The 22,592-nt window shown below is 64.7% G+C and carries 20 protein-coding genes; 9 read left to right on the top strand and 11 right to left on the bottom strand.

Annotation, left to right across the window (positions count from 1 at the left end; translation table 11 throughout):
* Window positions 1-10 precede the first annotated feature (10 nt).
* Entirely contained in the window at window positions 11-661 is a 651-nt protein-coding gene (locus IVA91_RS11575) for a hypothetical protein (RefSeq protein ID WP_247281751.1), read from the top strand.
* A gap of 210 nt (window positions 662-871) precedes the next feature.
* Here IVA91_RS11575 and IVA91_RS11570 read toward each other — a convergent pair whose 3' ends face one another.
* The 5 genes from IVA91_RS11570 to IVA91_RS11550 all read right to left on the bottom strand — a co-directional run bounded on the left by IVA91_RS11570 (window position 872) and on the right by IVA91_RS11550 (window position 3,511).
* Window positions 872-1,357 (bottom strand): ATP F0F1 synthase subunit B, encoded by a 486-nt coding sequence (locus tag IVA91_RS11570; RefSeq protein WP_247281750.1) that lies wholly within the window; start codon window positions 1,355-1,357, stop codon window positions 872-874.
* Between the two features lie 5 nt (window positions 1,358-1,362).
* On the bottom strand, window positions 1,363-1,926 hold the full coding sequence (locus tag IVA91_RS11565; RefSeq protein ID WP_247281749.1) for a F0F1 ATP synthase subunit B: 564 nt from the start codon (window positions 1,924-1,926) through the stop codon (window positions 1,363-1,365).
* Between the two features lie 66 nt (window positions 1,927-1,992).
* Window positions 1,993-2,223 (bottom strand): F0F1 ATP synthase subunit C, encoded by a 231-nt coding sequence (locus IVA91_RS11560; RefSeq protein ID WP_007599451.1) that lies wholly within the window; start codon window positions 2,221-2,223, stop codon window positions 1,993-1,995.
* Between the two features lie 53 nt (window positions 2,224-2,276).
* A complete protein-coding gene (locus tag IVA91_RS11555; protein ID WP_247281748.1) occupies window positions 2,277-3,026 on the bottom strand; it encodes a F0F1 ATP synthase subunit A in 750 nt (249 codons plus the stop codon).
* Between the two features lie 110 nt (window positions 3,027-3,136).
* Window positions 3,137-3,511 carry an AtpZ/AtpI family protein gene (locus IVA91_RS11550; RefSeq protein ID WP_247281747.1) on the bottom strand — a complete coding sequence of 125 codons (375 nt, stop codon included), beginning with the start codon at window positions 3,509-3,511 and terminating at the stop codon, window positions 3,137-3,139.
* 75 nt (window positions 3,512-3,586) lie between these two features.
* On the opposite strand from IVA91_RS11550, the gene IVA91_RS11545 reads away from it, so the two are divergent.
* The 3 genes from IVA91_RS11545 (at window position 3,587) to IVA91_RS11535 (ending at window position 5,010) form a co-directional block, all read left to right on the top strand.
* Window positions 3,587-3,973, top strand: coding sequence for a hypothetical protein (locus tag IVA91_RS11545; RefSeq protein ID WP_247282059.1), 387 nt, complete (start codon window positions 3,587-3,589; stop codon window positions 3,971-3,973).
* Window positions 3,870-4,391, top strand: coding sequence for a hypothetical protein (locus IVA91_RS11540; RefSeq protein ID WP_247281746.1), 522 nt, complete (start codon window positions 3,870-3,872; stop codon window positions 4,389-4,391). Before IVA91_RS11545 ends, IVA91_RS11540 begins: the two co-directional genes overlap by 104 nt.
* A 145-nt stretch (window positions 4,392-4,536) precedes the next feature.
* Window positions 4,537-5,010: a secondary thiamine-phosphate synthase enzyme YjbQ gene (locus tag IVA91_RS11535; RefSeq protein WP_247281745.1), complete on the top strand. Its 474-nt coding sequence runs from the start codon at window positions 4,537-4,539 to the stop codon at window positions 5,008-5,010.
* A 61-nt stretch (window positions 5,011-5,071) separates the two neighbouring features.
* Here the strand turns inward: IVA91_RS11535 and IVA91_RS11530 are convergent, their stop codons facing one another.
* Window positions 5,072-6,697, bottom strand: a complete 1,626-nt coding sequence (locus tag IVA91_RS11530) for an MFS transporter (RefSeq protein WP_247281744.1) — start codon at window positions 6,695-6,697, stop codon at window positions 5,072-5,074.
* Window positions 6,698-7,036: 339 nt separating this feature from the next.
* Between IVA91_RS11530 and IVA91_RS11525 the strand changes: the two genes are divergently transcribed.
* Window positions 7,037-7,708, top strand: coding sequence for a response regulator transcription factor (locus IVA91_RS11525; RefSeq protein ID WP_247281743.1), 672 nt, complete (start codon window positions 7,037-7,039; stop codon window positions 7,706-7,708).
* Window positions 7,709-7,735: 27 nt separating this feature from the next.
* On the opposite strand, the gene IVA91_RS11520 is transcribed toward IVA91_RS11525, so the two are convergent.
* Entirely contained in the window at window positions 7,736-10,576 is a 2,841-nt protein-coding gene (locus tag IVA91_RS11520; RefSeq protein WP_247281742.1) for a winged helix-turn-helix domain-containing protein, read from the bottom strand.
* 196 nt (window positions 10,577-10,772) lie between these two features.
* Here IVA91_RS11520 and IVA91_RS11515 point away from each other — a divergent pair, with 196 nt between their 5' ends.
* The 4 genes from IVA91_RS11515 (at window position 10,773) to IVA91_RS11500 (ending at window position 13,714) form a co-directional block, all read left to right on the top strand.
* Entirely contained in the window at window positions 10,773-11,192 is a 420-nt protein-coding gene (locus IVA91_RS11515) for an organic hydroperoxide resistance protein (RefSeq protein WP_247281741.1), read from the top strand.
* 34 nt (window positions 11,193-11,226) lie between these two features.
* The gene (locus IVA91_RS11510; RefSeq protein ID WP_247281740.1) at window positions 11,227-12,255 is read left to right on the top strand and encodes an alpha/beta hydrolase; all 1,029 of its coding nucleotides are present in this window, start codon (window positions 11,227-11,229) and stop codon (window positions 12,253-12,255) included.
* 70 nt (window positions 12,256-12,325) lie between these two features.
* The gene (locus IVA91_RS11505; protein WP_247281739.1) at window positions 12,326-12,889 is read left to right on the top strand and encodes a cytochrome P460 family protein; all 564 of its coding nucleotides are present in this window, start codon (window positions 12,326-12,328) and stop codon (window positions 12,887-12,889) included.
* Window positions 12,890-13,714, top strand: coding sequence for an SDR family NAD(P)-dependent oxidoreductase (locus tag IVA91_RS11500; RefSeq protein WP_247281738.1), 825 nt, complete (start codon window positions 12,890-12,892; stop codon window positions 13,712-13,714). It abuts the gene before it with no gap.
* 11 nt (window positions 13,715-13,725) lie between these two features.
* Here the strand turns inward: IVA91_RS11500 and IVA91_RS11495 are convergent, their stop codons facing one another.
* The 4 genes from IVA91_RS11495 to IVA91_RS11480 all read right to left on the bottom strand — a co-directional run bounded on the left by IVA91_RS11495 (window position 13,726) and on the right by IVA91_RS11480 (window position 22,533).
* On the bottom strand, window positions 13,726-17,235 hold the full coding sequence (locus IVA91_RS11495; protein WP_247458767.1) for a PAS domain-containing hybrid sensor histidine kinase/response regulator: 3,510 nt from the start codon (window positions 17,233-17,235) through the stop codon (window positions 13,726-13,728).
* 320 nt (window positions 17,236-17,555) lie between these two features.
* On the bottom strand, window positions 17,556-18,785 hold the full coding sequence (gene hemA / locus IVA91_RS11490) for a 5-aminolevulinate synthase (protein WP_247281736.1): 1,230 nt from the start codon (window positions 18,783-18,785) through the stop codon (window positions 17,556-17,558).
* 326 nt (window positions 18,786-19,111) lie between these two features.
* Complete coding sequence (locus IVA91_RS11485) at window positions 19,112-20,173, bottom strand: MBL fold metallo-hydrolase (RefSeq protein WP_247281735.1); 1,062 nt, start codon at window positions 20,171-20,173, stop codon at window positions 19,112-19,114.
* A gap of 218 nt (window positions 20,174-20,391) precedes the next feature.
* On the bottom strand, window positions 20,392-22,533 hold the full coding sequence (locus IVA91_RS11480; protein ID WP_247281734.1) for a HAMP domain-containing methyl-accepting chemotaxis protein: 2,142 nt from the start codon (window positions 22,531-22,533) through the stop codon (window positions 20,392-20,394).
* Window positions 22,534-22,592 lie beyond the last annotated feature (59 nt).

Raw genomic sequence — 22,592 nt, 5'->3', positions numbered from 1 at the left:
ATGGGTGTTGATGGTGAAGGAGCTTCGGTCGTCGCGAAATGCGTTGCGGCGGAGGACGGTGGCAGCTTTGACGTTGTCGGTTGCGCTCGCGTCTGTCTCGCCGGTGGCGGCCCAGTCCTTGAGCGACCGCTTCAAGAGCCTGTTCGGCGGCAAGTCCGACGAACCGGCCCAGCCCAAGCCGGCGCCCGCGCCCGGCCAGCCGGCCGATGACGACGTTGATTGCCCGCAGGTCACGGTGCGCGCCGGCGCCTCGACTTACGCGGTCGGCGCGGGTGGCAAGCAGGCCGTCGGCAACGACATCCGCTTCCAAGCCACAATCACCAAGATGGCGCGCGAATGCGCCCGGAGCGGCGGTGATATCACCGCGCGGATCGGAATCCAGGGCCGTGTCATCGCCGGTCCCGCCGGCGCGCCTGCGACCGTCGAGGTCCCCTTGCGTGTTGCCGTGGTGCAGGGCGGCGTCGGCGAGAAGGTGATCGCCTCGAAGGCCTACCGGACCACGGTCGAGATGTCGGAGGGCGGCAGCGTGCCGTTCACGTTCGTGGCCGAAGATCTGGCCTATCCGATGCCCTCGGCCGCGGTCGCCGATACCTACATCTTCTATGTCGGCTTCGACCCGCAGGCGCTCGCGCCCGAGCCGAAGGGACGGAAGAAGAAGTAGGGTTCAAGCTCGGCTGTCACTACAATTACGGCTGTCATCACCGCGAAGGCGGGTGATCCAGTATTCCAGAGAGGTCAGTGATCTATCGAGAGGTCGCGGCGTACTGGATGCCCCGACTGCGCGGGGCATGACACTGGACTTGTAGCTATAGATCGGCCAACAAAAAGCCGGCGCTCATCGCGCGGCTTTTGAGTGGTGAGGGCAGAGTTCTCAGTTCAGCTTCTGCCGGACTTCGTTGATGCCCCTGGCGAGCAGGTCGTCGGCGACCTGGCCCTTGACCGACTGTGACAGGATCGTGGAAGCGGCCTGAACGGCGGCTTCCGCGGCTGCGGCACGGACGTCGGCCAGCGCCTGGGCCTCGGCGAGCGCGATCTTGCTCTCGGCGGTCTTGGTTCTGCGGGCGACGAAGTCTTCCATCTTCGCCTTGGCGTCGGCTGCGATTCGCTCGGCTTCGGCTCTGGCATTGGCGATGATGTCGGCAGCCTCGCGCTCGGCCATGGCACGGCGCGCCTTGTAGTCGGCGAGCACCTTGGCCGCCTCCTGCTTGAGACGCGCCGCGTCATCGAGCTCGGCCTTGATGCGATCGGCGCGATGGTCAAGCGCGGCCATCGCCGTCTTGAAGATCCCGAGATAGCCGAACACGACCATCAGGATCACGAAGGCGACGGCGACCCAAAATTCAGGCTCGAAGAACATCTCAACTAACCCTTCAAGGACGCGTCGACCGCGGCATTGACCGACGCTGCGTCGGGAACGACGCCCGTGAGCTGCTGCACGATCTGGCCTGCCGCATCCGCCGCGATGCCGCGGACGTTGCTCATGGCGGCGGCGCGGGTCGAGGCGATGGTCTTCTCCGCCCCGGCCAGCTTGGCCGCCAATTGCTCTTCCAGCGCCTTGCGCTCGGCGTCCGCCTGCGCATTCGCCTTGTCGCGGGATTCGTTGCCGATCGCCTGTGCCCGCATGCGCGCCGAAGCGAGCTCGCTTTCATAGGCCTTCAGCGCTGCGTCGGACTGGTCCCTCAGCTTCTGCGCTTCGGTGAGGTCGCCCTCGATTTTGTTCTGCCGCGCCTCGATCACACCGCCGACGCGCGGCAGAGCGAGCTTGGACACGATCACGTAAAGCAGGACGAAGAAGATCGCGAGCGACACCAGCTGTGAAGCAAAGCTGCTGCTCTCGAACGGCGGAAAACCGCCACCGTGGTGACCACCGTCAGCCTCGGTGTGAGCGCCCGCCGGACCTTTCGCGCCGCCATGACTCTCAGCCATGGAGTTCTCCTGTTGCTGTCACGCGCGCCGTCCCAGAGGCTGGAACGGCGCGAAAAAACGTCGTTCTCAGAGCGGAACGAACAGCAGCAGCAGCGCGATCAGCAGCGAGAAGATGCCGAGCGCTTCGGTCACGGCGAAGCCGAAGATCAGGTTGCCGAACTGGCCCTGAGCGGCCGACGGGTTGCGAACGGCTGCGGCGAGGTAGTTGCCGAAGATCACGCCCACGCCGACGCCCGCACCGCCCATGCCGATGCACGCGATGCCCGCGCCGATAAGTTTTGCTGCTGCCGGATCCATTTTAGTCTCCTTGGAAGAAAGATTGGGTTTTGGGTGGAAATTCCCCGGACAGCTCAGTGTCCCGGATGAATGGCGTCGTTGAGGTAGATGCAGGTCAGGATCGCGAACACATAGGCCTGAAGGAATGCGACCAGGATCTCGAGCGAGGTCAGCGCGACCGTGAGCGCCAGCGGCAGCACGCCGCCGACCCAGCCGAGGGCGCCGAGCGAGAAGCCGAGCATGGCGACGAAGCCGGCGAACACCTTCAGCGCGATGTGGCCGGCCAACATGTTGGCGAAGAGACGGACGCTGTGGGAGACCGGCCGCAGGAAGAACGACAGGATCTCGATGAACATGACCAGCGGCAGAATGTAGATGGGGACGCCGTGGGGAACGAAAATCTTGAAGAATTTCAGGCCGTTCTTGTAGAGGCCGTAGATCAGGACGGTGAAGAACACCAAGAGCGCGAGCGCCGCGGTGACGATCAGGTGGCTCGACACCGTGAAGGTGTAGGGGATGATGCCCACCAGATTCGAGACGCAGATGAACATGAACAGCGAGAAGATCAGCGGGAAGAACTTCATGCCTTCCGCGCCGGCCGTCGAACGGATGGTCGAGGCGACGAATTCGTAGGAGATTTCAGCGACGGACTGGAGGCGTCCGGGAACCAGCTGCGTGCCGCTGGCGAGCATCAGGATCGAGATGATCGCGACCGCCACCAGCATGTAAAGCGACGAATTGGTGAAGGCGATCGTATGATTGCCGATATGGCCCAGGGTGAAGAGAGGCTCGATGTTGAACTGGTGGATCGGGTCGATTTTCATCAGCGCGGCATCTCTTGGTCTGCCGGCAATGCCGGCGGGTCTCGGTCTGCCGGCCGGGCCGGCCCGTACCGGCAAGGCCGGCACGATCATTCCTCTGCTGGGCGGATCGCTTAAGAACCACCGCGCCTGTTTTGACCCGCGCCCGCCGTTCTCACCACATTCACCACGCCGGCGACGAAGCCCAGCAGCAGGAACACGATAAATCCGAAAGGCGACGTCGACAGCAAGCGGTCGAACCCCCAGCCAATCCCCGCTCCGACAACGACGCCGGCGATCAACTCCGAGGATAACCGGAAACCAAGCGCCATCGCCGAGGCTCTGGCCGCTCCGTCCTCACCGTCACCTGCGGGTTGCTCGGTCTTGCTCCGCCGGTCCCGAAGTTCGGACAAGCGTTGATCAAGATTTCCGAGCCGTTCGGAAAGCGCAGCTTCCTCGGACGATCTATCGCGATCTCCATTCCCGCCGTGCTCCGTGCCCTGTGTCATGCAACGAAGACCCGAAACGCCGCGGCTGAATGGAAATTACGCCCGCCACCCTCAAAAGCCGCGCGGACCATACTGATGGCCTATTATCAAGTCAAGCCAAGTCACGATTGCGTCGTTTTCCGTTATGTATCTGATTTCTTTGCTGATATTGGCGCGCACAGCAGTGCTGCACACAGCGTGACGCCGCACCGCAGCAGCTCTCCGCATGATCGACGAATGCAGCCACCATTTCGCCGCGCCGCCGGGATCAAAGAGACGGTCGTGGTCGTTGATATCGGTGGTGCGTTTTGGGCGGCGGATTGCCTCGGCGGGGGTAGAATTGCGAAAGTGTCACCTGCACGTCGTGGCGGAGCGCAAGATGAGACCTGTGACGTCATCCACAACATCATGGTTTGCGGTAGCGACGTTCGCCGTGGTGATGGTCGTCAGCGGCGGCTTCGTCGCCGCGCAATCCGCTCCTGACAGCGAAAACGGCCGCTACAGCATGACGCCGATCCCGGAAGGCGTGTTGCGGCTCGACACCCGCACCGGCACCATGTCGACTTGCACCAAGAACGGCGCCGGCTGGGCCTGCTACGCCTTACCTGACGAACGGGCCGCGCTCGATACCGAAATCGGCCGGCTTCAGGCCGAAGTCGAGAAGCTGAAGGGCCAGCTCGCGGCTGGGCCGACGGTATCGGGCAAAATCGACGAGCCGCTGCCGAAATCCGATCCGCTCAAGAAGGCGGAGCCGAAGGCCGCCGAGGGCGAGCGCAAGATCGAGATCCCGCTGCCGAGTGACCAAGACGTCGACCGCGTGATGTCTTTCCTGGAAAGGGCCTGGCGCCGGCTGATCGACATGGCCAACCGCGTGCAGAAGGACGTGTCGGGGAAGATTTGATTCGGCCCCTTCGAGGTCGTCCTCGCGGAAGCCAGGCCCATGTACCGCAGCCTCTCTGTTTTTCGACACGAGTTGCCACCTTTCGCCATCACGAGCATTCGGGGTAGTGGGTCCTGGCTTTCGCCAGGACGACGAGAGGCTCTTGATGACATCAGGTAAATCCGTAAAGCGTTCGGCGTCATCATTCGTGCAAACCACCACGCTCGCATCGTCGCTGCTCACCGTGCAGACGCCCGGCCGCGGCTTCACCGATCTGACCAGCGAGGCAGCCAAGTTCATCGCCGAAGCGCACGCGCGCGAGGGCACGCTGACATTGTTCATCCGCCACACCTCGGCCTCGCTGACGATTCAGGAGAACGCCGATCCGTCCGTCCTCGTCGATCTCACCACGGCGCTGTCCCGGCTTGCGCCGGAGAATGCCGGATGGACGCATGACACTGAGGGGCCGGACGACATGCCGGCGCACGTCAAGACGATGCTGACGGGGACCTCGCTTCAGGTGCCAATCCTGAAAGGCAAGCTCGCGCTCGGCACCTGGCAGGCGATCTACCTGATCGAACATCGCAGCCGGCCGCATCGGCGCGAGATCGTGCTGCAATTCGTCGGCAGCAATCAGTAGGGACAAAACAAAACCGGCCGCGGAGACCGCGGCCGGTTCGTGTTGTCGACTGTGCTTTCGATCAGGTCGCCTTGATGTCGACGTCCTTGGTCTCGGGCAGGAACAGGAAGCCGATCACCACGGTGATGGATGCGAAGATGACCGGATACCAGAGACCTGCATAGATATCGCCTGTCGAGGCCACGATGGCGAAGGCGGTCGCGGGCAGGAGGCCGCCGAACCAGCCGTTGCCGATGTGGTAGGGCAGCGACATCGAGGTGTAGCGGATGCGGGTCGGGAATAGTTCGACCAGCATGGCCGCGATCGGGCCGTACACCATGGTGACGAACACCACCAGAATGAACAGCAGCCCGACGACTGCCGCAACCTGCGGGCGGAAGATGTCGAACGGGTGCGCCATCTTCACGATACCCGCATCGCCCGCCTTCGGATAACCGGCGGCCTGCACGGCGGCGAGGACGGCCGGGTTGCTGTCCTTGGCGTTCGTGTACGGAACCTCCTTGCCGTTCACCATGACCTTCACGCCGGAGCCGGCCGGGCCTGGTGTGGTCGAGTACTTGACCGACGACTGCGACAGGAAGGCGCGTGCGGTGTCGCAAGGCGCGGTGAAGACGCGGGTGCCGACCGGGTTGAACAGGTCGCCGCAGCCTTTTGGATCTGCCACCACCTCGACCTTGGTCTGCTCGATGGCCTTTTCCAGCGCCGGATTGGCGTTGGTGGTGATCATCTTGAAGATGGGGAAGAAGGTCAGCGCCGCGATCAGGCAGCCACCGAGGATGATCGGCTTGCGGCCGATCTTGTCGGAGAGGATGCCGAACACGATGAAGAAGCCGGTGCCGAGCAGCAGCGACCAGGCGATCAGGAGGTTGGCGGTGTAGCCGTCGACCTTCAGGATCGATTGCAGGAAGAACAGCGCATAGAACTGGCCGGTGTACCAGACCACGCCCTGGCCCATCACGCCGCCGAGCAGGGCGAGCAGCACGAGCTTGCCGTTCTGCCAGTTCCCGAAGGCCTCCGTCAGCGGCGCCTTCGAGCTCTTCCCCTCGTCCTTCATCTTCTGGAAGATCGGCGATTCGTTGAGACGCAGCCGGATCCAGACCGAGATGCCAAGCAGCAGCACCGAGACCAGGAACGGGATGCGCCAGCCCCAGGCCGCGAAATCGGCTTCGCCGGTCGCGGTACGGGTGAACAGGATCACCAGCAGCGACAGGAACAGGCCAAGCGTCGCCGTGGTCTGGATGAAGGAGGTGTAGTAGCCGCGCTTGCCGTTCGGGGCGTGCTCCGCGACATAAGTCGCCGCACCGCCATACTCGCCGCCGAGCGCCAGACCCTGGGCGAGGCGCAGCGCGATCAGGATGATCGGAGCCGCGATGCCGATGGTCGCCGCGTTGGGCAGCAGGCCGACGATGAAGGTCGAAAGACCCATGATCAGGATGGTGACAAGGAAGGTGTATTTGCGGCCGACGATGTCGCCGATGCGGCCGAACACGATCGCGCCGAACGGGCGCACCAGGAAGCCGGCGGCGAAGGCCAGCAGCGCGAAGATGTCGCGGGTTGCGGGCGGATAGGCCGAGAAGAACTGGGCGCCGATGATGCTCGCCAGCGAACCGTAGAGGTAGAAGTCGTACCATTCGAAGACGGTACCGAGCGAGGAGGCGAGAATGACGAACCGTTCGTCCTTCGTCATACCTCCCGCGCCCGTCTGAGACACTGCCATTGTCGACATGTTGAGTCGCTCCCCGAAATGCGTTTCCTCGCGCCCCAGATGCCCGGACGGGCCGGATCAATCCAGGTCTTGCTTGCAAGGTAACATCGGCGTGAAACCCGCCCCAATACGACTTTCGGCTTTGCGCACTGACGCGCGCCTGACGCTCCGGTCTGGGGCGCCGGTGCGCAACCGTAAAGGCTGGGATTAACCCCTTTGCGACAAAGGGATAATGTGCACTTGCATGCCATGGCCGCTCGGGGAAGAATTGACCGCCGCCGCGTTGACACGCCTCCCGGCGCGAACGACAGCAAGAGAACGATGAACGCTCCCTCAACCCATCTCGTCATTGCCGATGATCATCCGCTGTTCCGCGACGCGCTGCGGCAGGCGGTGGCGGGCGTCCTGACCTCGGCCAGGATCGACGAGGCCGGATCGTTCGAGGATCTGACCAAGCTGCTGGAACAGGCCTCCGACGTGGATCTGGTCCTGCTCGACCTCTCGATGCCTGGGATCTCCGGCTTTTCCGGCCTCATCTATCTACGGGCGCAATATCCGGCGATACCGGTCGTGATCGTCTCGGCGTCCGACGACAGCGCCACGATTCGCCGCTCGCTCGATTTTGGCGCCTCCGGCTTCATCCCCAAGCGTTTCGGCGTCGAGACGCTGCGCGACGCCATCCTCAAGGTTATGGAGGGCGACGTCTGGGTTCCCGCGGACACCGATCTGTCGGCCGCCGCCGACCCCGACATGACGCGCCTGCGCGACCGTCTGGTGACGCTGACGCCGCAGCAGGTCCGGGTCCTGATGATGCTATCGGAGGGCCTCCTCAACAAGCAGATCGCCTATGAGCTCGGCGTCTCCGAGGCCACCATCAAGGCGCACGTCTCGGCCATCCTGCAAAAGCTCGGGGTCGAGAGCCGCACTCAAGCCGTCATTGCCGCCGCGAAGATCGCCGGTGGCCAGTGGAAGCAGGGCACGCCGACGGGGTGAAGCGTCCCGGGGTGCGCACAGTCCGACCTAGATCATCGCCAGCAGCCTGTTAGCGGCGGTGATATCCGTCGTCTCGGAGCCCGTGGCGAAGCCATCGAGCGCTGATTGAAGCAGGCGTTTCGCGTGCTCTCGCCGGCCCCGTTCCGCAAGGAGCTCGGCGAGATCGATTGCCGCTCGCAGCTCCCAGGCTTTTGCACCTCTGTGGCGGCTCAAATCCAGCGACTGCATGAAGTGGGCTTCTGCTTGCTCAGCGTTGGGCTCTGGCAGCGACAACAGGATTCTGCCTTTCATGCGCAGCAGCTCGGGCATGTAGAGGTGGTCGCCGCCTTGCTCGACGAGGCGGATCGCCTCGTCGACCAGGCGTGCACTCTGCTCGATCTGTCCGATTGCCAAGAAGCCCTGAACCATCGCGATGTTGAAGGTCGTAGTGAGCAGCTCGTAGCCGGCATCGTGGAGCTCGTGCAGACAAGCCCTGATCGTCTCGAGGCCGTCAGCGGCGTTTCCCCGCCGGATTGCCAGCTCGCCTTTGACGCCGCGGCCGACCGCGAGATACGGGCTCATCGAGCGCGATTCGGCGTGTGCGATGAAGCGGTCGATGTTCGCTTCCGCGTCGTTGAGGTCTCCGTTCCAGAGGTCGATCGAAACCGCCCAGATCAGCGCGATGCAGAGCGTGATCGGATGATCCATCTGCGCGGCTTCGGTGACCGTCTGTCGCGCCAGCTGCTGCGCCTGCGCGGGCCGGCCCTGCAACCAAAGCTCTCGTGCAAGCGAAATGCCGGCCCGGTTGCGATGATCGAAGCCGTAGACCGTGCTGATCCGTTCCGTGCCTGGCCCCAGCCAGGCAGCCTCCAGCATCGTCAGCGCATCGTGATGCTCGCCGGCCAGATGCAGCGAGACGCCCAGGAGCGAATGGGCAAGTGCGGTCGAAGCCGCATCGCCGAGCGCCTCGGCAACGGTGAGGCTCTGCTGGGCGTAACGGAGTGCGGCATCGAACTCTCCCATCCGCTCGTGGAAGATATGCATGCGGCCGAGCAGTTGGAGCTGGTTGATCTCGTCGCAACGGCCCTGGGCGATCGCAAGGCTCCGGCTCAAGGCGGCGCGCGCCGCTTCGCTGCCGCCCCGCGTGAACATCAAGGTGAGGCCGAGGGCAGCCTGGATGTGCATTTCCTCGGCGCTACCGCGCGAGGAAGGATCGATCGCAAGCAGCGCCCGCTCCGACCAGCGCCGGCATTCGATCAAGAGCGACATCGCGAGGAAGATCGGTGCCGCCGCAGCGGCGAGCGCCATGCCGATGCCGACATTGCCGTCCGTGCCGAAGCACCAATCCAGCGCGGCGCGCACGTTGTGAAGTGCGGAGAAGTGGATCGCCCGTTCGTCGGCGCTCGGCACGGTGGCCCAGGTCGAGCCCGCCTGCTCCAGCCATTGCCGGTAGTAGGTGGCGTGGCGTCCGGCGAGCCCCGCGTCGTTCGGCTCGATCTCGAGCAAATAGGCGCGCGTGGTGTCGAGCAGCCGGTAGCGCATCATGGCGCCGATCGGTCGGGGCGCCACCATGGACTTGGCGACGAGGCTGTCGATGGCGTCGAACAGGTGGGAGCGATCGACGCGTTTGTCCGGGACGACCTCGAGCGCGGCGTCGATGGTGAAGTGCCCGGCGAACACCGCAAGCCGGCGCAGCACCAGGCGCTCGGTGTGGGTCAGGAGCCCGTAGCTCCAGTCCAGGGTCGCCTGCAACGTCTTCTGCCGCGGCGGCGCGGTGCGCTGGCCCTGCCAGAGCAGATTGAGGCGTTCGTCGAGCAGCGTGGCCGTCTGCTCCAGGCCATAGGCCTCGACCCGGCCGGCGGCGAGTTCGATCGCCAGGGCCATGCCGTCGAGCTTGCGACAAATCCTTGCGATGATCGCGGCATTGGCATCGTCGAGCGCGATCTGCGCGCCGCTGGCCGTGGCACGTTCGAGGAAGAGTTGAAGTGCAGGATAGGTCCGCGCCGCAGCGACTGTTAGTCTCGAGCGGTCTGGCGGAACAGCGAGTGGCGCCAATCGATAGACTTGCTCGCCCTCGACGCGTAGGGCTTCGCGGCTCGTGGCCATGATATGGACATGCGGTGCGGCGTGGAAGATCTCCGCAGCCAGCGGGGCCACAGCAGCGATGACGTGCTCGCAATTGTCGAGGATCAGCAGCATCCTCTTGTCACGGAGATGCGCGAGCAGCGCGGGCAGAGGATCGTCGGTTTGCGCCGGCAAGCCCAGCATCAGCAGGATCGAGGTGATCACGAGATCGGGATCGCTGAGCGCGGCAAGATCGACGAAGTGTGCGGCATCGGCGAAGGTCTCGAGCAGGTCATGAGCGATTGCGACCGCCACGGCCGTCTTGCCGACGCCGCCGGGACCGGCGATCGTGACGAAGCGCGAGGCGATGAGCTTGTCCGAGACGGCGGCGATCGCATCGTCGCGTCCGACCATCCGTTGCAGCCGGTTCGGCAGCTTCACCGGCGACAGGCCGCCCCGCGGTGCCGCGCACCGCTCTGCCGGGATGGCCGCTCGCGAGATCGGCGCCACGAAGCAATAACCGCGGCCGGAGAGCGTGGTGATGTAGCGTGCGCCGTCGCTGCCGTCGCCGAGCGCCTTGCGAAGGGCTGCGATGTGAAAGCGCAAACTGGCTTCTTCCACAGTCAGGCCGGGCCACACCAGTGCCATCAGATCCCACTTGCTGACGACCTCGTTCGGCCGCGACATCAGCGCGATGAGCAGGTCGAAGGCTTTCGCGCCGAGCGGCAGCGGGATGCCGTCGCGCGTCATCAGCCTTTCATGCGGCGTCACGGTGAATGGCCCGAACGATAGGGTTTTTGCCACAGACCCGGCCGGTTCAGTCATGACGAATCCTGATGCTTTCCAATGGACCCGATAGCAGATGGCTGCGATCCAGCAAGCGCCTGCCTGCATCGGCATCAGACGGTGGATGCAGCCCTTGTGAGACGAGCGAGCTGAGACCTCACAACTTCTCACAATTCCAAACGGGTGTCCTGCGGCAGCCGCTGCTAGTCAGCTGCGCAACGGCAAGGAGACCTTGATGACGCAAGCGGCAAAACTGCTTTACACGGCCAAGACACACACCAGCGGCGGTCGACACGATGGCATGTCGCGCAGTTCCGACGGTCGGCTTGACGTCAAGCTGTCGCCGCCGGGTGGCGCAGGCATCGGCACCAATCCCGAGCAATTGTTTGCGGCGGGCTGGTCGGCCTGTTTCGAAGGCGCGATGGAGATCGCGGCGCGCAAGCGGAGAATCGATCTCCCCAGGAAATGCGCGATCGATGCGGAGATCGACCTCGTGCTCGACGAGGGCGCTTACTCGCTGAGGGCGCGCCTCAATATCAGTCTGCCGGGTCTCGATCGCGAGGTCGCACGCGGCATCATCGATGAAGCGCATCAAACCTGCCCCTATTCCAAGGCCGTCCGTGGCAACATAGACGTCACGGTCGCGCTGATCTGACGCATCATCACCCACCATCAGCAAGGTAGCCACCATGAAGCAGATCATCGACCAACATCGCCGCCAGTTTCTCGGCGTCGCCGCGGGAACCGTTGCCGCCGGTCTCGGCGTGATCGAACTCGCCCGCGCCGAGACGGAAGCGTCGCGATCCCAAGCATCAAACGCGTCCTTCGGTACGATCAAGCAGACCGATGCCGGCGTTCTCAATGTCGGCTATGTGGAGGCGGGTCCCTCCAACGGGCCCGTCGCGATCCTGCTGCACGGCTGGCCCTACGACATTCACGCCTTCGTCGATGTCGCGCCGATCCTGGCAAAAGCCGGCTATCGTGTGATCATCCCTTACCTGCGCGGCTATGGTACGACGCATTTCCTCTCCAGCGAGACGCCGCGCAACGGCGAGCCGGCGGCAATGGCTGCCGATATCATTGCGCTGATGGACAAGCTCGATATCAAGACGGCCGTCGTCGCCGGCTTCGACTGGGGCGCGCGCACCGCGGACGTCATCGCCGCGCTGTGGCCGGACCGCTGCCGGGCATTGGTGTCGGTCAGCGGCTATCTGATCTCCAGCCAAGCCGCGGGCAACGCGCCGCTGCCGCCGCAGGCCGAACTGCAATGGTGGTACCAGTTCTATTTCGCGACCGAGCGCGGCCGCGCCGGATACGAGAAGTACACGCATGATTTTGCCAAGCTGATCTGGAAGCTCGCCTCGCCGCAATGGAAGTTCGACGACGCCACCTTCAATCGAAGCGCAGCAGCGCTCGACAACAAGGATCATGTCGCGATCACGATCCACAATTACCGCTGGCGGCTCGGGCTTGCCCAGGGCGAGACGAAATACGAGCATCTCGAAAAGAAGGTCGCGGCAGCTCCCGTCATCGACGTGCCAACGATCACGATGGAGGGCGACGCCAACGGCGCGCCGCATCCCGACCCGAGCGCCTATGCCAAGAAGTTCTCAGGCCGATATGAGTTTCGCCTCATCACCGGCGGCATCGGCCACAATTTGCCACAGGAAGCACCGCAAGCCTTTGCCAAGGCCGTCATCGACGCCGACCGCGCCTGAACATTGTCAGCACCTCGGTCCAGCCAGGCTGGACCAAGGATCGCCCCTCATTCCAGCTTGGTGGAACGTCATGACGACAACCGAACCTGAAAAGAAGAAGTCTTCTTACGCCAAGATGGTCGTTCTGGCGGTGATCCTCCTCGTCGTGCTCCTGACCTGCGTGCCGTATCTCGTCACGGTCGCCGTCGCGGAGGGGCCGGCGGACCGCGGCGCGGCGGACGCCTCGCCGATCTTCGGGGTCACGGTTCCGCCGGGCTACAAGCAGTGGGAGCTGATCGCGCCGGCCGAAGAGGCGGCGCCGCTCGACGAGCTTCGCGCTGTCGTCGGCAACCAGATCGCAATTGACGCTTATCACACGGGAAAGCTTCCGCTCCCGGACGGCACCGTTCTGGTCAAGCGCGCCTGGAAGCGGAAGCAGTCCCCTGAATTTGCGTCCGCGACGATTCCCGGCGCCGCAACTACGGTTCAGGTGATGGTCAAAGACTCCAAGAAATACGCCTCAACCGGCGGCTGGGGTTTTGGTCGCTTCGTCGACGGCAAGGCGGTCGATGAGGCCCAGCACCGCACCTGCTTCTCCTGCCACGAAGCCCGCGCCAAGAGCCGAGACTACGTCTTCACGCGGCTGGCACCCTGAATGTCCAGAATCTGGTTCATCAGCGGCAGCTCGCGCGGGCTCGGCCGCTCTATCGTGGAGGCGACGCTCGCGGCGGGAGATCGCGTTGTCGCTTCGGCCCGGGACCCAAAGCCGCTCGAATCGTTGCTTGGGCGCTTCGGCGAAAGGCTTCGGCTTGCAACCCTCGACGTGACCGACGAGGCGGCAGCGCAAGCGGCGCTCGGCCTGGCTGTGGAAGCCTTCGGTGGCGTCGATGTGGTCGTGAACAACGCCGGTTACGGCGATCTCGGATCGGTCGAGGACACGAGCCTGGACTCGTTCCGTCAGCAGATCGAGGTCAATCTGATCGGCACCATCATTGTTACCAAGGCGGCGATCCCCGTGCTGCGCCGGCAAGGCCGCGGGCACATCGTGCAAGTCTCATCCGTTGGCGGGCGCATTGGTGCTCCGGCTCGCGCGGCCTATTCGGCGGCGAAATGGGGGATCGAGGGCTTTTCGGAGTCCTTGGCGCGAGAGATGGCGTTGATCGGTGTGCAGGTGACAATCGTCGAGCCCGGCGGCTTCCGCACCGGCTTTGCCCAGACCGCGCATGCGACCGGCGATGGGCGAGCGGAGTACGACGTGGTTGTTGGCGCAGCCGTCAGGATGCAGCGCGATTACGATGGCCGCCAGCCCGGTGACCCGGCCAAGGCTGCAGCACTTGTGCTGAAGCTCGTCGATATGAATCGTCCACCTCTGCGGATCGCCCTCGGAAGCGACGCCGTGAACGCCATCGCGGCGTCGGACAGGCTTCGGCTCGAAGAGCTAGAGAAATGGCGCGCGCTCAGTGTGTCGACCGACTACTGACCGGCCCGCATTCATTCCGCCGCGACCATCTGCTGCGTGCGCCACTGACCGAGCAGGGCGCGCAGCGAGGCCGGCTTGACCGGCTTGTTGAGCACCGCGACCTTTTCATCCCGCGCGGCGACCTGCACGGCGGGGCTGCGGTCGGCGGTGATCAGGATCGCGGGGATGCCGTCGCCGAAGCGGCGGCGGATGTCGCGAATGGCGGCAATGCCGTTACCGCGATCGAGATGATAGTCGACGAACAGGCCGGTGACGCGCCGTCCGGCGGCTTCGATCGCCGCCATCGCGCCCTCGGGATCGGCGACCGCGATAACCTCGGCATCCCACGCTTTCAGCAGCGTGCGCATGCCGTCGAGGATCGCCGCATCGTTCTCGATGCAGACGATCAGTGCGCCCGAGATCGGCGTGCGTGCCAGCGGCGTCGCGCTGGTCACGGCCGCGGTGTGGGTGATCGCCTTCGCCGTCGGCACCGTCACGGAGAATACCGAGCCGCCGCTTGCATTACCGTCGATGGCGATGCTGTGCTTGAGCACGCGGGCCAGCCGCTCGACGATCGAGAGCCCCAGGCCGAGGCCGCGTGCGATTCGCGCCCCCTGCTCGAGTCGGTGGAATTCTTTGAAGATCTCGCCGCGCTTGACCGGCGGGATGCCGACGCCGGTATCGTAGACGCAGATCTTGAGCGAGGCGCCGCGGCGACGACAGCCGACCAGCACGCGGCCTCGGGGGGTGTACTTGATCGCGTTGGAGATCAGATTCTGGAGCAGGCGCCGCAGCAGCAGCCGATCCGACTCGACAGGCAACGAGCAGGGCACGAAGGCAAGCTCCAGGCCCTTGGCGCGCGCGATCGGCGCGAACTCGATCTCCAGCGAGCGCATCAGATCGGCCATCTTGAAGCTCGTGATCGAAGTCGTCATCGCGCCGGCGTCGAGCCTGGAAATGTCGAGCAGCGCGCCGAGGATCTCCTCGATGGCCTGAAGCGACTCGTCGATGTTCTCGACCAGCCGGGTCTCCTCGCCATTGTGCTGGCGCTCGACAAGGCTGGTGACGTAGAGCCGCGCCGCGTTCAACGGCTGGAGAATATCGTGGCTGGCGGCGGCGAGGAAGCGCGTCTTGGAGATGCTGGCGTCCTCCGCCGTGCTCTTGGCCAGCGCCAGCTCCGAGTTCAGCCGCGTCAGCTCCTCGGTGCGGTCGCGGACGCGCTTTTCCAACGTCGCATTGGCGCGCTCCAGCGCTTCCGCCGCCTCGAAGGTGGGCGTGACGTCGGTGAAGGTGATGACGAAGCCGCCGCCCGGCATTCGGTTGGTGAGCACCTCGATCACCATGTGGCGTTCCGGCAGGCGTTCGAGATAGGGCTCGCTGTCGGTGGTGTAGGCGGCCAGCCGCCGCTCCAGCATGGCCTCGCGCTCGACCGGGTCGTCCGGATCGCTGATGCCGATGAACTCCAGGATTTCGCGAAGCGGCGTGCCGAACTGAATGAAATGCGGAGGAACGTTGAGGAGATCGCCGAACTGCCGGTTGGAGCAGATCAGTTGCAAATCGGCGTCGAAGACCGCGATACCCTGGCGTACATGGTTGAGCGCGGTCTGAAGGATCTCGCGGTTGAAGTGCAGCGCCGCATGGGAATCGTCGAGCAGTTTCAGCGCGGCCTTTGCCGAGACCGTCCGCTTGCGCAGCAGCAGCGACATCACGAGCCGCGAGGACGCGGCTCCGATCGACGAGGCGATCAGGTGCTCGGCATGCTGCAACAGCTCGAAATCGGCGGGCGCTCCGGGTTCGAGCCGGACATTGCGCCGCGCCGAGAAAGCCTCAAACGAATGGCGGGCGCGGTCGGGCCCGAGATATTGCGCGACCGTGGTCTGGATGTCCTGCACGGTGACGGTGGTGCGCCAGCGGCGGAAGCTTGGGGAGATCGGCGCGAGCGTGTTGGGGACAAACAGATCGGCCTGCACCAGCTCGATCGAAGATGGCCGGCGCGCCAGCGAGAGCAGCACATAGGTGAGAATATTGAGCGACAGCGACCAGATGACGCCATGCATCAGCGGCGGCAGGTCGGCGCCGAACAGCGCCTGTGGCCGCAGCGCCTCGATTCCGAACGGGCCGTGCTGGAGCAGCAGGATCCCCGTCGTCGAGGAATCCATGAAGCTCGGGACGAACAGCGTGTAGAGCCACACCACGAAGCCGACCAGCATCCCGCCGATCGCACCGCGCGCCGTCGCCCGTCGCCACAGCAGCCCGCCGAAGAAGCTTGGTGCAAGCTGGGCGATGGCGGCAAAGGACAACAGGCCGATCGCTGCGAGCTGGGTGTTGCCGAGCGCGCGATAGTAGAAATAGGCCATCACCATGATGGCGAAGATCGCAAGTCGCCGCGACCGCAGCAGGAAATCGCTGAAATCGGCGCCGCCGGTGCGGCCCTCCGGCCGTCGTTGCAGCACCAAGGGCACCACGAGGTCGTTCGAGACCATGATGGAGAGCGCGACGCATTCGACGATCACCATCGCGGTCGCGGCCGACAGGCCCCCGACGAAGACGGCGACGCTGAGCAGATCCGCGCCGCCCTCCATCGGCAGGGCCAGCACGTACATGTCGGGGTCGGCGGTGCCGAACGGGAAGGTCACGAGGCCGGCAATCGCGATCGGGATCACGAACAGATTGATGGCGACGAGATAGAGCGGGAATAGCCAGCGCGCGCGGCCGACTTCGGCGTCGGACGAATTCTCGACGACGCTGACGTGGAACTGGCGCGGCAGCAGCATGATCGCGCACAGCGACAGCAGCGTCATAGTCAGGAAGTTGCCGATCGACGACGAGTAGTTGATTGCGCGCACCGCCTCCGGCGTCTTCATGGCGCGCTCGATCAGTTCCTGCGGCGAGAACATCCAGAAGGTGACGAAGATGCCGGCGGCGAGGAAGGCGACCAGCTTGATGATGGATTCGGTCGCGACCGCCAGCATCAGGCCGTGCTGATGCTCGGTGGCGTCGGTCTGGCGGGTGCCGAACAGCACGGCGAAGGCCGCCATCGCCAGCGTCACCATCAGCGCCATGTCGCCGAGGATCGGGATGTGGGAGAAGGCCTGGTCCTCGCTCAGGATCGTGCCGAGCGATGAGGCGACCGCCTTGAGCTGCAGCGCGATGTAGGGCACCGAGCCGATGATGGCAATCAGCGCCACGGTGGCTGCCACCGCCTGGCTCTTGCCGTAGCGCGCGCCGATGAAGTCGGCGATCGAGGTGATGTTGTGGGCTTTGGCGAGCTGGATGACGCGCCGGAGCACGCCGGCGCCCAGTCCGATCATCAGGATCGGGCCGACATAGATCGCCAGGAAGTCGGTCGAGGTCCGGGTGGCGAAGCCGACCGAGCCGAAGAAGGTCCAGGAGGTGCAGTAGATCGCCATCGACAGCGGGTAGATCAGCCCGGAGGCGCGGCCGGGCCCGGTCGGCGAGCGACGGTCGCCGTGGCTCGCCACCAGGAACAGAAAGCCGATGTAGCCGAAGGCGGCGGCGATCACGCCCCAGTCGTGCAGCATGGCGAGCGCGCTTCTCCCTGGGCGCTGGCAGCGCCCGATCTCATTTTCTTAACAAATCTAGCGCGTTGCGCGGTCGCAAGCGACAGCGAAATGCCCGGTGGAGCCGGGAACTGGAGTTGTCGTTAAGCTGCTCGCTTGCGGCAGGGCGCCTATCCTCCCCTGGAGGGGGAGGGTCGATCGCGCGCAGCGCGAGCGGGGTGGGGTGATCTCTCGACACGGGCAGCGTTCGAGGTGGAGAGACTGTCACCCCACCCCGGCTCCATTTCGCTGCGCTCAATGTGAGCCGACCCTCCCCCTCCAGGGGAGGGTGGAAGCTAACCCTACTCCGCCGCCAGCGACTTCTGGCGCAGCGGCAGGCCCAGGCGGTCCCACACTTGCAGCAGGGCTTCGGCGAGCTGATCGATCAGACCGTCGTCGTGATAGGGCGAGGGCGTGATGCGCAGTCGTTCGGTGCCTTTGGCGACGGTCGGATAGTTGATCGGCTGGATGTAGATGCCGTGCTCCTCGAGCAGAAGGTCGGAGGCCTGCTTGCACTTCTCGGGATCGCCGACGAACAGCGGCACGATATGGGTGTCGCTCGACATCACCGGCAGGCCGGCGGCATTGAGGATCGCCTTGACGCGGGCGGCGCGGTCCTGGTGGCGCTCACGCTCCCAGTTCGAGGTCTTCAGGTGCTTGATCGCGGCGGTCGCGGCCGAGCAGATGGCCGGCGGTAGCGCGGTGGTGAAGATGAAGCCCGGCGCATAGGAGCGCACGGCGTCGATGATCTGACCGTTGGCGGCGATGTAGCCGCCAAGGCAGCCGAAAGCTTTCGCCAGCGTGCCTTCGAGGATGTCGATGCGATGCATGACCCCGTCACGCTCGGCAATGCCGCCGCCGCGCGGGCCGTACATGCCGACCGCGTGGACCTCGTCGACATAGGTCATCGCGCCATACTTTTCAGCGAGGTCGCAGATCTTGGCGAGCGGGGCGATGTCGCCATCCATTGAATAAAGGCTCTCGCAGGCGATCAGTTTTGGCCGGTTCGGCCCGGCCACTTTCAGCAGCTCTTCAAGATGGGCAAGATCGTTGTGGCGGAACACAACCCGCTCACAGCCGGACTGTCGGATGCCCTCAATCATCGAATTGTGGTTGAGCTCGTCCGACAGGATCAGGCAGTTCGGAATGAGTTTTGCGATGGTGGCGATGCCGGTCTGGTTCGAGACGTAACCCGAGGTGAACAGCAGTGCGGCTTCCTTGCCATGGAGATCGGCCAGCTCGGCCTCGAGCTGGACCAGCGGATGATGCGTGCCGGCGATGTTGCGGGTGCCGCCGGCCCCGGTGCCGACGCGGGTTGCGGTCTCGACCATGGCGCCGACCACCTTCGGGTGCTGACCCATGCCGAGATAATCGTTGGAGCACCAGATCACGATGTCGCGTTTGCCCTTCGGCGAATGCCAGACCGCGTGTGGGAACCGGCCGGCCGTGCGCTCCAGATCGGCGAACACGCGGTACCTCCGCTCGGTGTGAAGACGGTCGAGGGCGGAACTGAAGAACTCGTTGTAATCCATCGGCAAACCTGCAGCGGAACCCGGCCCAAGGCGGCCGTTCAATTTTTAGAGCTTTTCCAGCTCCGATGTCCATGCACCTGCTCACATTTGCGGCAAGGCGAGCGTGCCAATTGATAACGCCGGCCTGGCCGCGATTGTTGATTTGGATCAAGTGCCTAGCGCGCACTTGCGGCCCGGACCGGAGTTGCCGGAAAGGTGGGGCTGCCGTGGACATTTTGTCCATGGTGCACGCTCCGTCCATCATTGCGGAGCCGGCCGACGCCATCGCCTCAAGCTGCGCTTGAATTCCGGCCTCTGCCCGCAAGCGGGGAGAGGCGAAGGCAAACTCAGGTCGTCCTGAACTGCAACACGCCGTCTTGCGTCTCCGCCCTCAGCCGGCCCTCGACGATCATGTAGTTGACATGGGCCACCAGTTCGCCGGCGGCAAAGCCCATCTGATGCTCGTCCAGCACATGCTTGTTGAATACGACGGGCACCAAGGCGCGCGAGGTCTGCGGCACCTCGCGGCAGGCTTCCGCGATCAGGCGGCAGCGCTCCTCGTGGTGGTCGGCGAGCTGCTTGATGCGGGTCTTCAAGCCGTAAAACGGCACGCCGTGGCCAGGCAGCACCAGCACGTCGTAGGGGAGCGTCGTGGTGAGGCTGGCGAGCGAGGCCAGATATTCGCCGAGCGAGTTCTGGTCGGGCTCGACCGCCCAGACGCTGACATTCGGCGAGATCTTGCTCAGCACCTGGTCGGCGGAGAGGAACAGCTTGTCGTCGGCGCAATACAGCATCACCTGGTCGAGCGCGTGCCCGCCGCCGGTGATCACCTTGAAGCGGCGTGAACCGATCACGACGTCGTCGCCATGGGAGATACGGCGGTAGGACGGCGGCAGCACGGAGACGCGCTTGAGATAATCCTGACCGCGACCGAGCAGTTTTTCGGTGAGCGATTCGTCCATGCCATGGCGGCGGAAGAACAGCCGCTGCGCCTCGCGCCGCTCCTCGGTGCCGCGGTTCTGGTGATAGACCGATTGCAGATATTCGACCTGCGACATCACCAGCGGGCAGTTGAACCGTTCGACGATCCACCCGGCGAGACCGACATGATCGGGGTGCGAGTGGGTGACGATCAGCCGCGTGATGTTGACGCCTTTCAGCGGGCCCTCGAACAGCTTTGTCCAGGCCTCGATCGTTTCCTCGTTGCCGAAGCCGGCATCGATCATGGCATAGCCGTCGCCGTCGGCGAGCAGGTAGATGTTCACGTGATTGAGGCGGAACGGCAGTTTCAGCCGCGCCCACAGCACACCGGGCCGCACCTCAACCACCTCTTCGGGGCCGGGATGCTGTTCCCAAGGGTGGCGCAAGGCCTCGGCCGAGGACTGCGCGGTGTCGGTTTTCGAATTCATGCTACCGGCTTAAACCCGCGGCGCGCGGGGCGCCAGCCGAAAAGGATGGGAGTCGACCGTCGCATGGCCGTCATACCGGCAGCGGTTTTTCCGCGTCTCGGTTGAAGCCGGCAAAAAAAACGCTGTCCTTCCGGGGCGCGCGCAAGCGCGAACCCGGAATCCGGAGATTGTGGTGCGAGATTCCGGGCCCGCCTCTTCGAGGCGTCCCGGAATGACGATCAGGCCGCGCGCATGTTGTTGAGGAACGCGTCGATCTCCCCGCGCAGCATGTCGGCCTCGCGGCGCAGTGCATCGGAGGCGTTCAGCACTTCGCCTGCCGCAGCGCCGGCCTCGGCAGACGCCGTGGAGACGCCGACGATGTTGCTGGAGACCTCGCTGGTGCCGCCGGCGGCGTGCTGGATGTTGCGGGCGATCTCGCGGGTAGCGGCGCCCTGTTGCTCGACCGCAGCCGCAATCGTCGTGGTGACGTCGTTGATCTCGCCGATGATCCGGCCGATGCCCTGGATGGCACCGACCGCCGAGGTCGTTATCTCCTGCATGCTGGCGATCTGGGTGCGGATTTCTTCCGTCGCCTTGGCGGTCTGGCTCGCAAGGCTCTTCACCTCGGACGCGACCACTGCGAAGCCGCGGCCAGCCTCGCCCGCGCGTGCCGCCTCGATGGTGGCGTTGAGGGCGAGCAGGTTGGTCTGCGAGGCGATGGTCTGGATCAGATCGACGACGACATTGATGCGGCTCGCGCTGTCGGCGAGGCTCTGCACCGTCGCGTCAGTGGCGCCGGCCTCGTCGACCGCCTTCTTGGCGATCTCCGCCGAGGTCACCACCTGACGGCTGATCTCGGCGATCGAGGACGACAGCTGCTCGGTGCCGGCCGAGACCGTCTGCACGTTGACGGAGGTTTCCTCCGCGGCGGAGGCGACCGCGTTCACCAGCGCGTTGGACTGGTCCGCGGTATTCGACATGCTCTGCGCCGTCGATTGCATCGAATTGGCTGATTGCGCGAGATTGTCGAGCGCGGAGCGGACAGTGCTTTCAAACTCGGCGATCTTCGCCTCCATCCGCGCGGCACGTTCGGCTTTCGCTGCACGATCCTTGTCCTGCTCGCTGGCCAGCGACCGGGCTTCGATCATGCTGTCGCGGAACACGTGAAGCGTATCGGTCATCGCGCCGATCTCGTCGTTGTGCTTCGCGCGTGCGATCTCGGTGTCGAGATCGCCGGCCGAGAGCAGCTGCATGGCGCGCTGGAGGCCGCTGATGCGGCGGAGGATGTTGCGGCCGACATAGAGCCAGACGAACAGCGCCGAGCCGACCAACATCATGGCGCCCAGCGCCAGCATCGCCGTCGTGGCGAGCGAAATCTCCTGCCGCGCCTGGAAGGTCGACGTGTTGGTCTCTTTCTGCACGGCGTCGACGAGCTGCTGCACGCTGATGCCGAGGCCGACATTGAGCTTGCGGGTCTCGTCCAGGATGGTCTGGCCGTAATCGACGGAGTCGAGCTCCTTCTCGCGCAAATTGAATACGCCGGACTTGCCGGTCCCGAGCGCGAGCAGCTTTTCTGCGGTCTCGCGCAGCATCTTGTTGCCCTGATTGTCCGGCAACAGATCGAGGTTGGACCGCAAGCGACCCTGTGCCGTCTTGAATTCCTTCTGGATGTCATCGAGCTTGTCGCTCGTGTTCGCCGAGAGCGCCGCGCTCATGTCGGCGGCTGCGAGATTGCCGCTGGCGACGACGTTGCCGAGCTGGCCGACGGTCTGCGCGGCGTCAGTGGCATCTGCAGCGGACAGGTCGGCAGAGCCGAGAATGGCGTTGACCCGGGTCTGCGCGTCCAGCATCGCCGGACTGGCCGCGCCGACGAACGCGCCCTGCGCGTTGCGTAGCGCGTCATATTGCTTGTCATGCAGGGCCGCGATGTCCAGCCGTTCGCGGGCAGCCTTGGCCAGGCTCTGGGCCGCCTCGTTGATGCTCTTCATCGTCTCGCCGAGACCGGAGACGACGGCCTTGTCGCCGCCGAGCTCGATGATCTCGTTGAGCTTCTGCTGCGTCTGCTCCTGCAGTTCCTTCAGCTTCTTGGTGCGCTCGTTCAGGGCGTCCTCGGTTTGAGCCGCAAGCAGGGCAGGTCCCTGTGCCGCAAGGCTCGCGCTCAAGGCCGACAATTGCAGGCTCGCCGCAAGGCGCGGAATGTCCCGTCCGCTCAGTTCAGTCATGCGCCCGCCGAGTTTCTGCAGCGCCAGGCCGGCGCCGGCCGAAATCACGAGGCCCATGCCGGCGATCACTGCGAAGGCCGCGAACAGGCTGCCGCGCACGCCCCATTTCGGCAGTTTGAAACGCGGCTTGAATCGGCCGAGACTGAAACGGATCGCCATCGAAATTCCCCCACGCCCTTGCTTCTGTTTTGTGGCCGGGAGTATCGGGCACGCCGGTT

The sequence above is a fragment of the Bradyrhizobium sp. 153 genome, assembly GCF_023073835.1.
Taxonomy (GTDB): Bacteria; Pseudomonadota; Alphaproteobacteria; order Rhizobiales; family Xanthobacteraceae; genus Bradyrhizobium.
Note: the sequence above shows the minus strand (reverse complement) of the source record. Positions and strands in the feature narration are given on the sequence as shown.

What these genes read in the sequence shown, in the direction of transcription:
- IVA91_RS11575 (WP_247281751.1), top strand. Translation starts at nt 11, where the DNA reads ATGGTGAAGGAGCTTCGGTCGTCGCGAAATGCGTTGCGGCGGAGGACG.
- IVA91_RS11570 (WP_247281750.1), bottom strand. Translation starts at nt 1,357, where the DNA reads ATGTTCTTCGAGCCTGAATTTTGGGTCGCCGTCGCCTTCGTGATCCTG.
- IVA91_RS11565 (WP_247281749.1), bottom strand. Translation starts at nt 1,926, where the DNA reads ATGGCTGAGAGTCATGGCGGCGCGAAAGGTCCGGCGGGCGCTCACACC.
- IVA91_RS11560 (WP_007599451.1), bottom strand. Translation starts at nt 2,223, where the DNA reads ATGGATCCGGCAGCAGCAAAACTTATCGGCGCGGGCATCGCGTGCATC.
- IVA91_RS11555 (WP_247281748.1), bottom strand. Translation starts at nt 3,026, where the DNA reads ATGAAAATCGACCCGATCCACCAGTTCAACATCGAGCCTCTCTTCACC.
- IVA91_RS11550 (WP_247281747.1), bottom strand. Translation starts at nt 3,511, where the DNA reads ATGACACAGGGCACGGAGCACGGCGGGAATGGAGATCGCGATAGATCG.
- IVA91_RS11545 (WP_247282059.1), top strand. Translation starts at nt 3,587, where the DNA reads ATGGCCTATTATCAAGTCAAGCCAAGTCACGATTGCGTCGTTTTCCGT.
- IVA91_RS11540 (WP_247281746.1), top strand. Translation starts at nt 3,870, where the DNA reads ATGAGACCTGTGACGTCATCCACAACATCATGGTTTGCGGTAGCGACG.
- IVA91_RS11535 (WP_247281745.1), top strand. Translation starts at nt 4,537, where the DNA reads ATGACATCAGGTAAATCCGTAAAGCGTTCGGCGTCATCATTCGTGCAA.
- IVA91_RS11530 (WP_247281744.1), bottom strand. Translation starts at nt 6,697, where the DNA reads ATGACGAAGGACGAACGGTTCGTCATTCTCGCCTCCTCGCTCGGTACC.
- IVA91_RS11525 (WP_247281743.1), top strand. Translation starts at nt 7,037, where the DNA reads ATGAACGCTCCCTCAACCCATCTCGTCATTGCCGATGATCATCCGCTG.
- IVA91_RS11520 (WP_247281742.1), bottom strand. Translation starts at nt 10,576, where the DNA reads ATGACTGAACCGGCCGGGTCTGTGGCAAAAACCCTATCGTTCGGGCCA.
- IVA91_RS11515 (WP_247281741.1), top strand. Translation starts at nt 10,773, where the DNA reads ATGACGCAAGCGGCAAAACTGCTTTACACGGCCAAGACACACACCAGC.
- IVA91_RS11510 (WP_247281740.1), top strand. Translation starts at nt 11,227, where the DNA reads ATGAAGCAGATCATCGACCAACATCGCCGCCAGTTTCTCGGCGTCGCC.
- IVA91_RS11505 (WP_247281739.1), top strand. Translation starts at nt 12,326, where the DNA reads ATGACGACAACCGAACCTGAAAAGAAGAAGTCTTCTTACGCCAAGATG.
- IVA91_RS11500 (WP_247281738.1), top strand. Translation starts at nt 12,890, where the DNA reads ATGTCCAGAATCTGGTTCATCAGCGGCAGCTCGCGCGGGCTCGGCCGC.
- IVA91_RS11495 (WP_247458767.1), bottom strand. Translation starts at nt 17,235, where the DNA reads ATGCTGCACGACTGGGGCGTGATCGCCGCCGCCTTCGGCTACATCGGC.
- hemA (WP_247281736.1), bottom strand. Translation starts at nt 18,785, where the DNA reads ATGGATTACAACGAGTTCTTCAGTTCCGCCCTCGACCGTCTTCACACC.
- IVA91_RS11485 (WP_247281735.1), bottom strand. Translation starts at nt 20,173, where the DNA reads ATGAATTCGAAAACCGACACCGCGCAGTCCTCGGCCGAGGCCTTGCGC.
- IVA91_RS11480 (WP_247281734.1), bottom strand. Translation starts at nt 22,533, where the DNA reads ATGGCGATCCGTTTCAGTCTCGGCCGATTCAAGCCGCGTTTCAAACTG.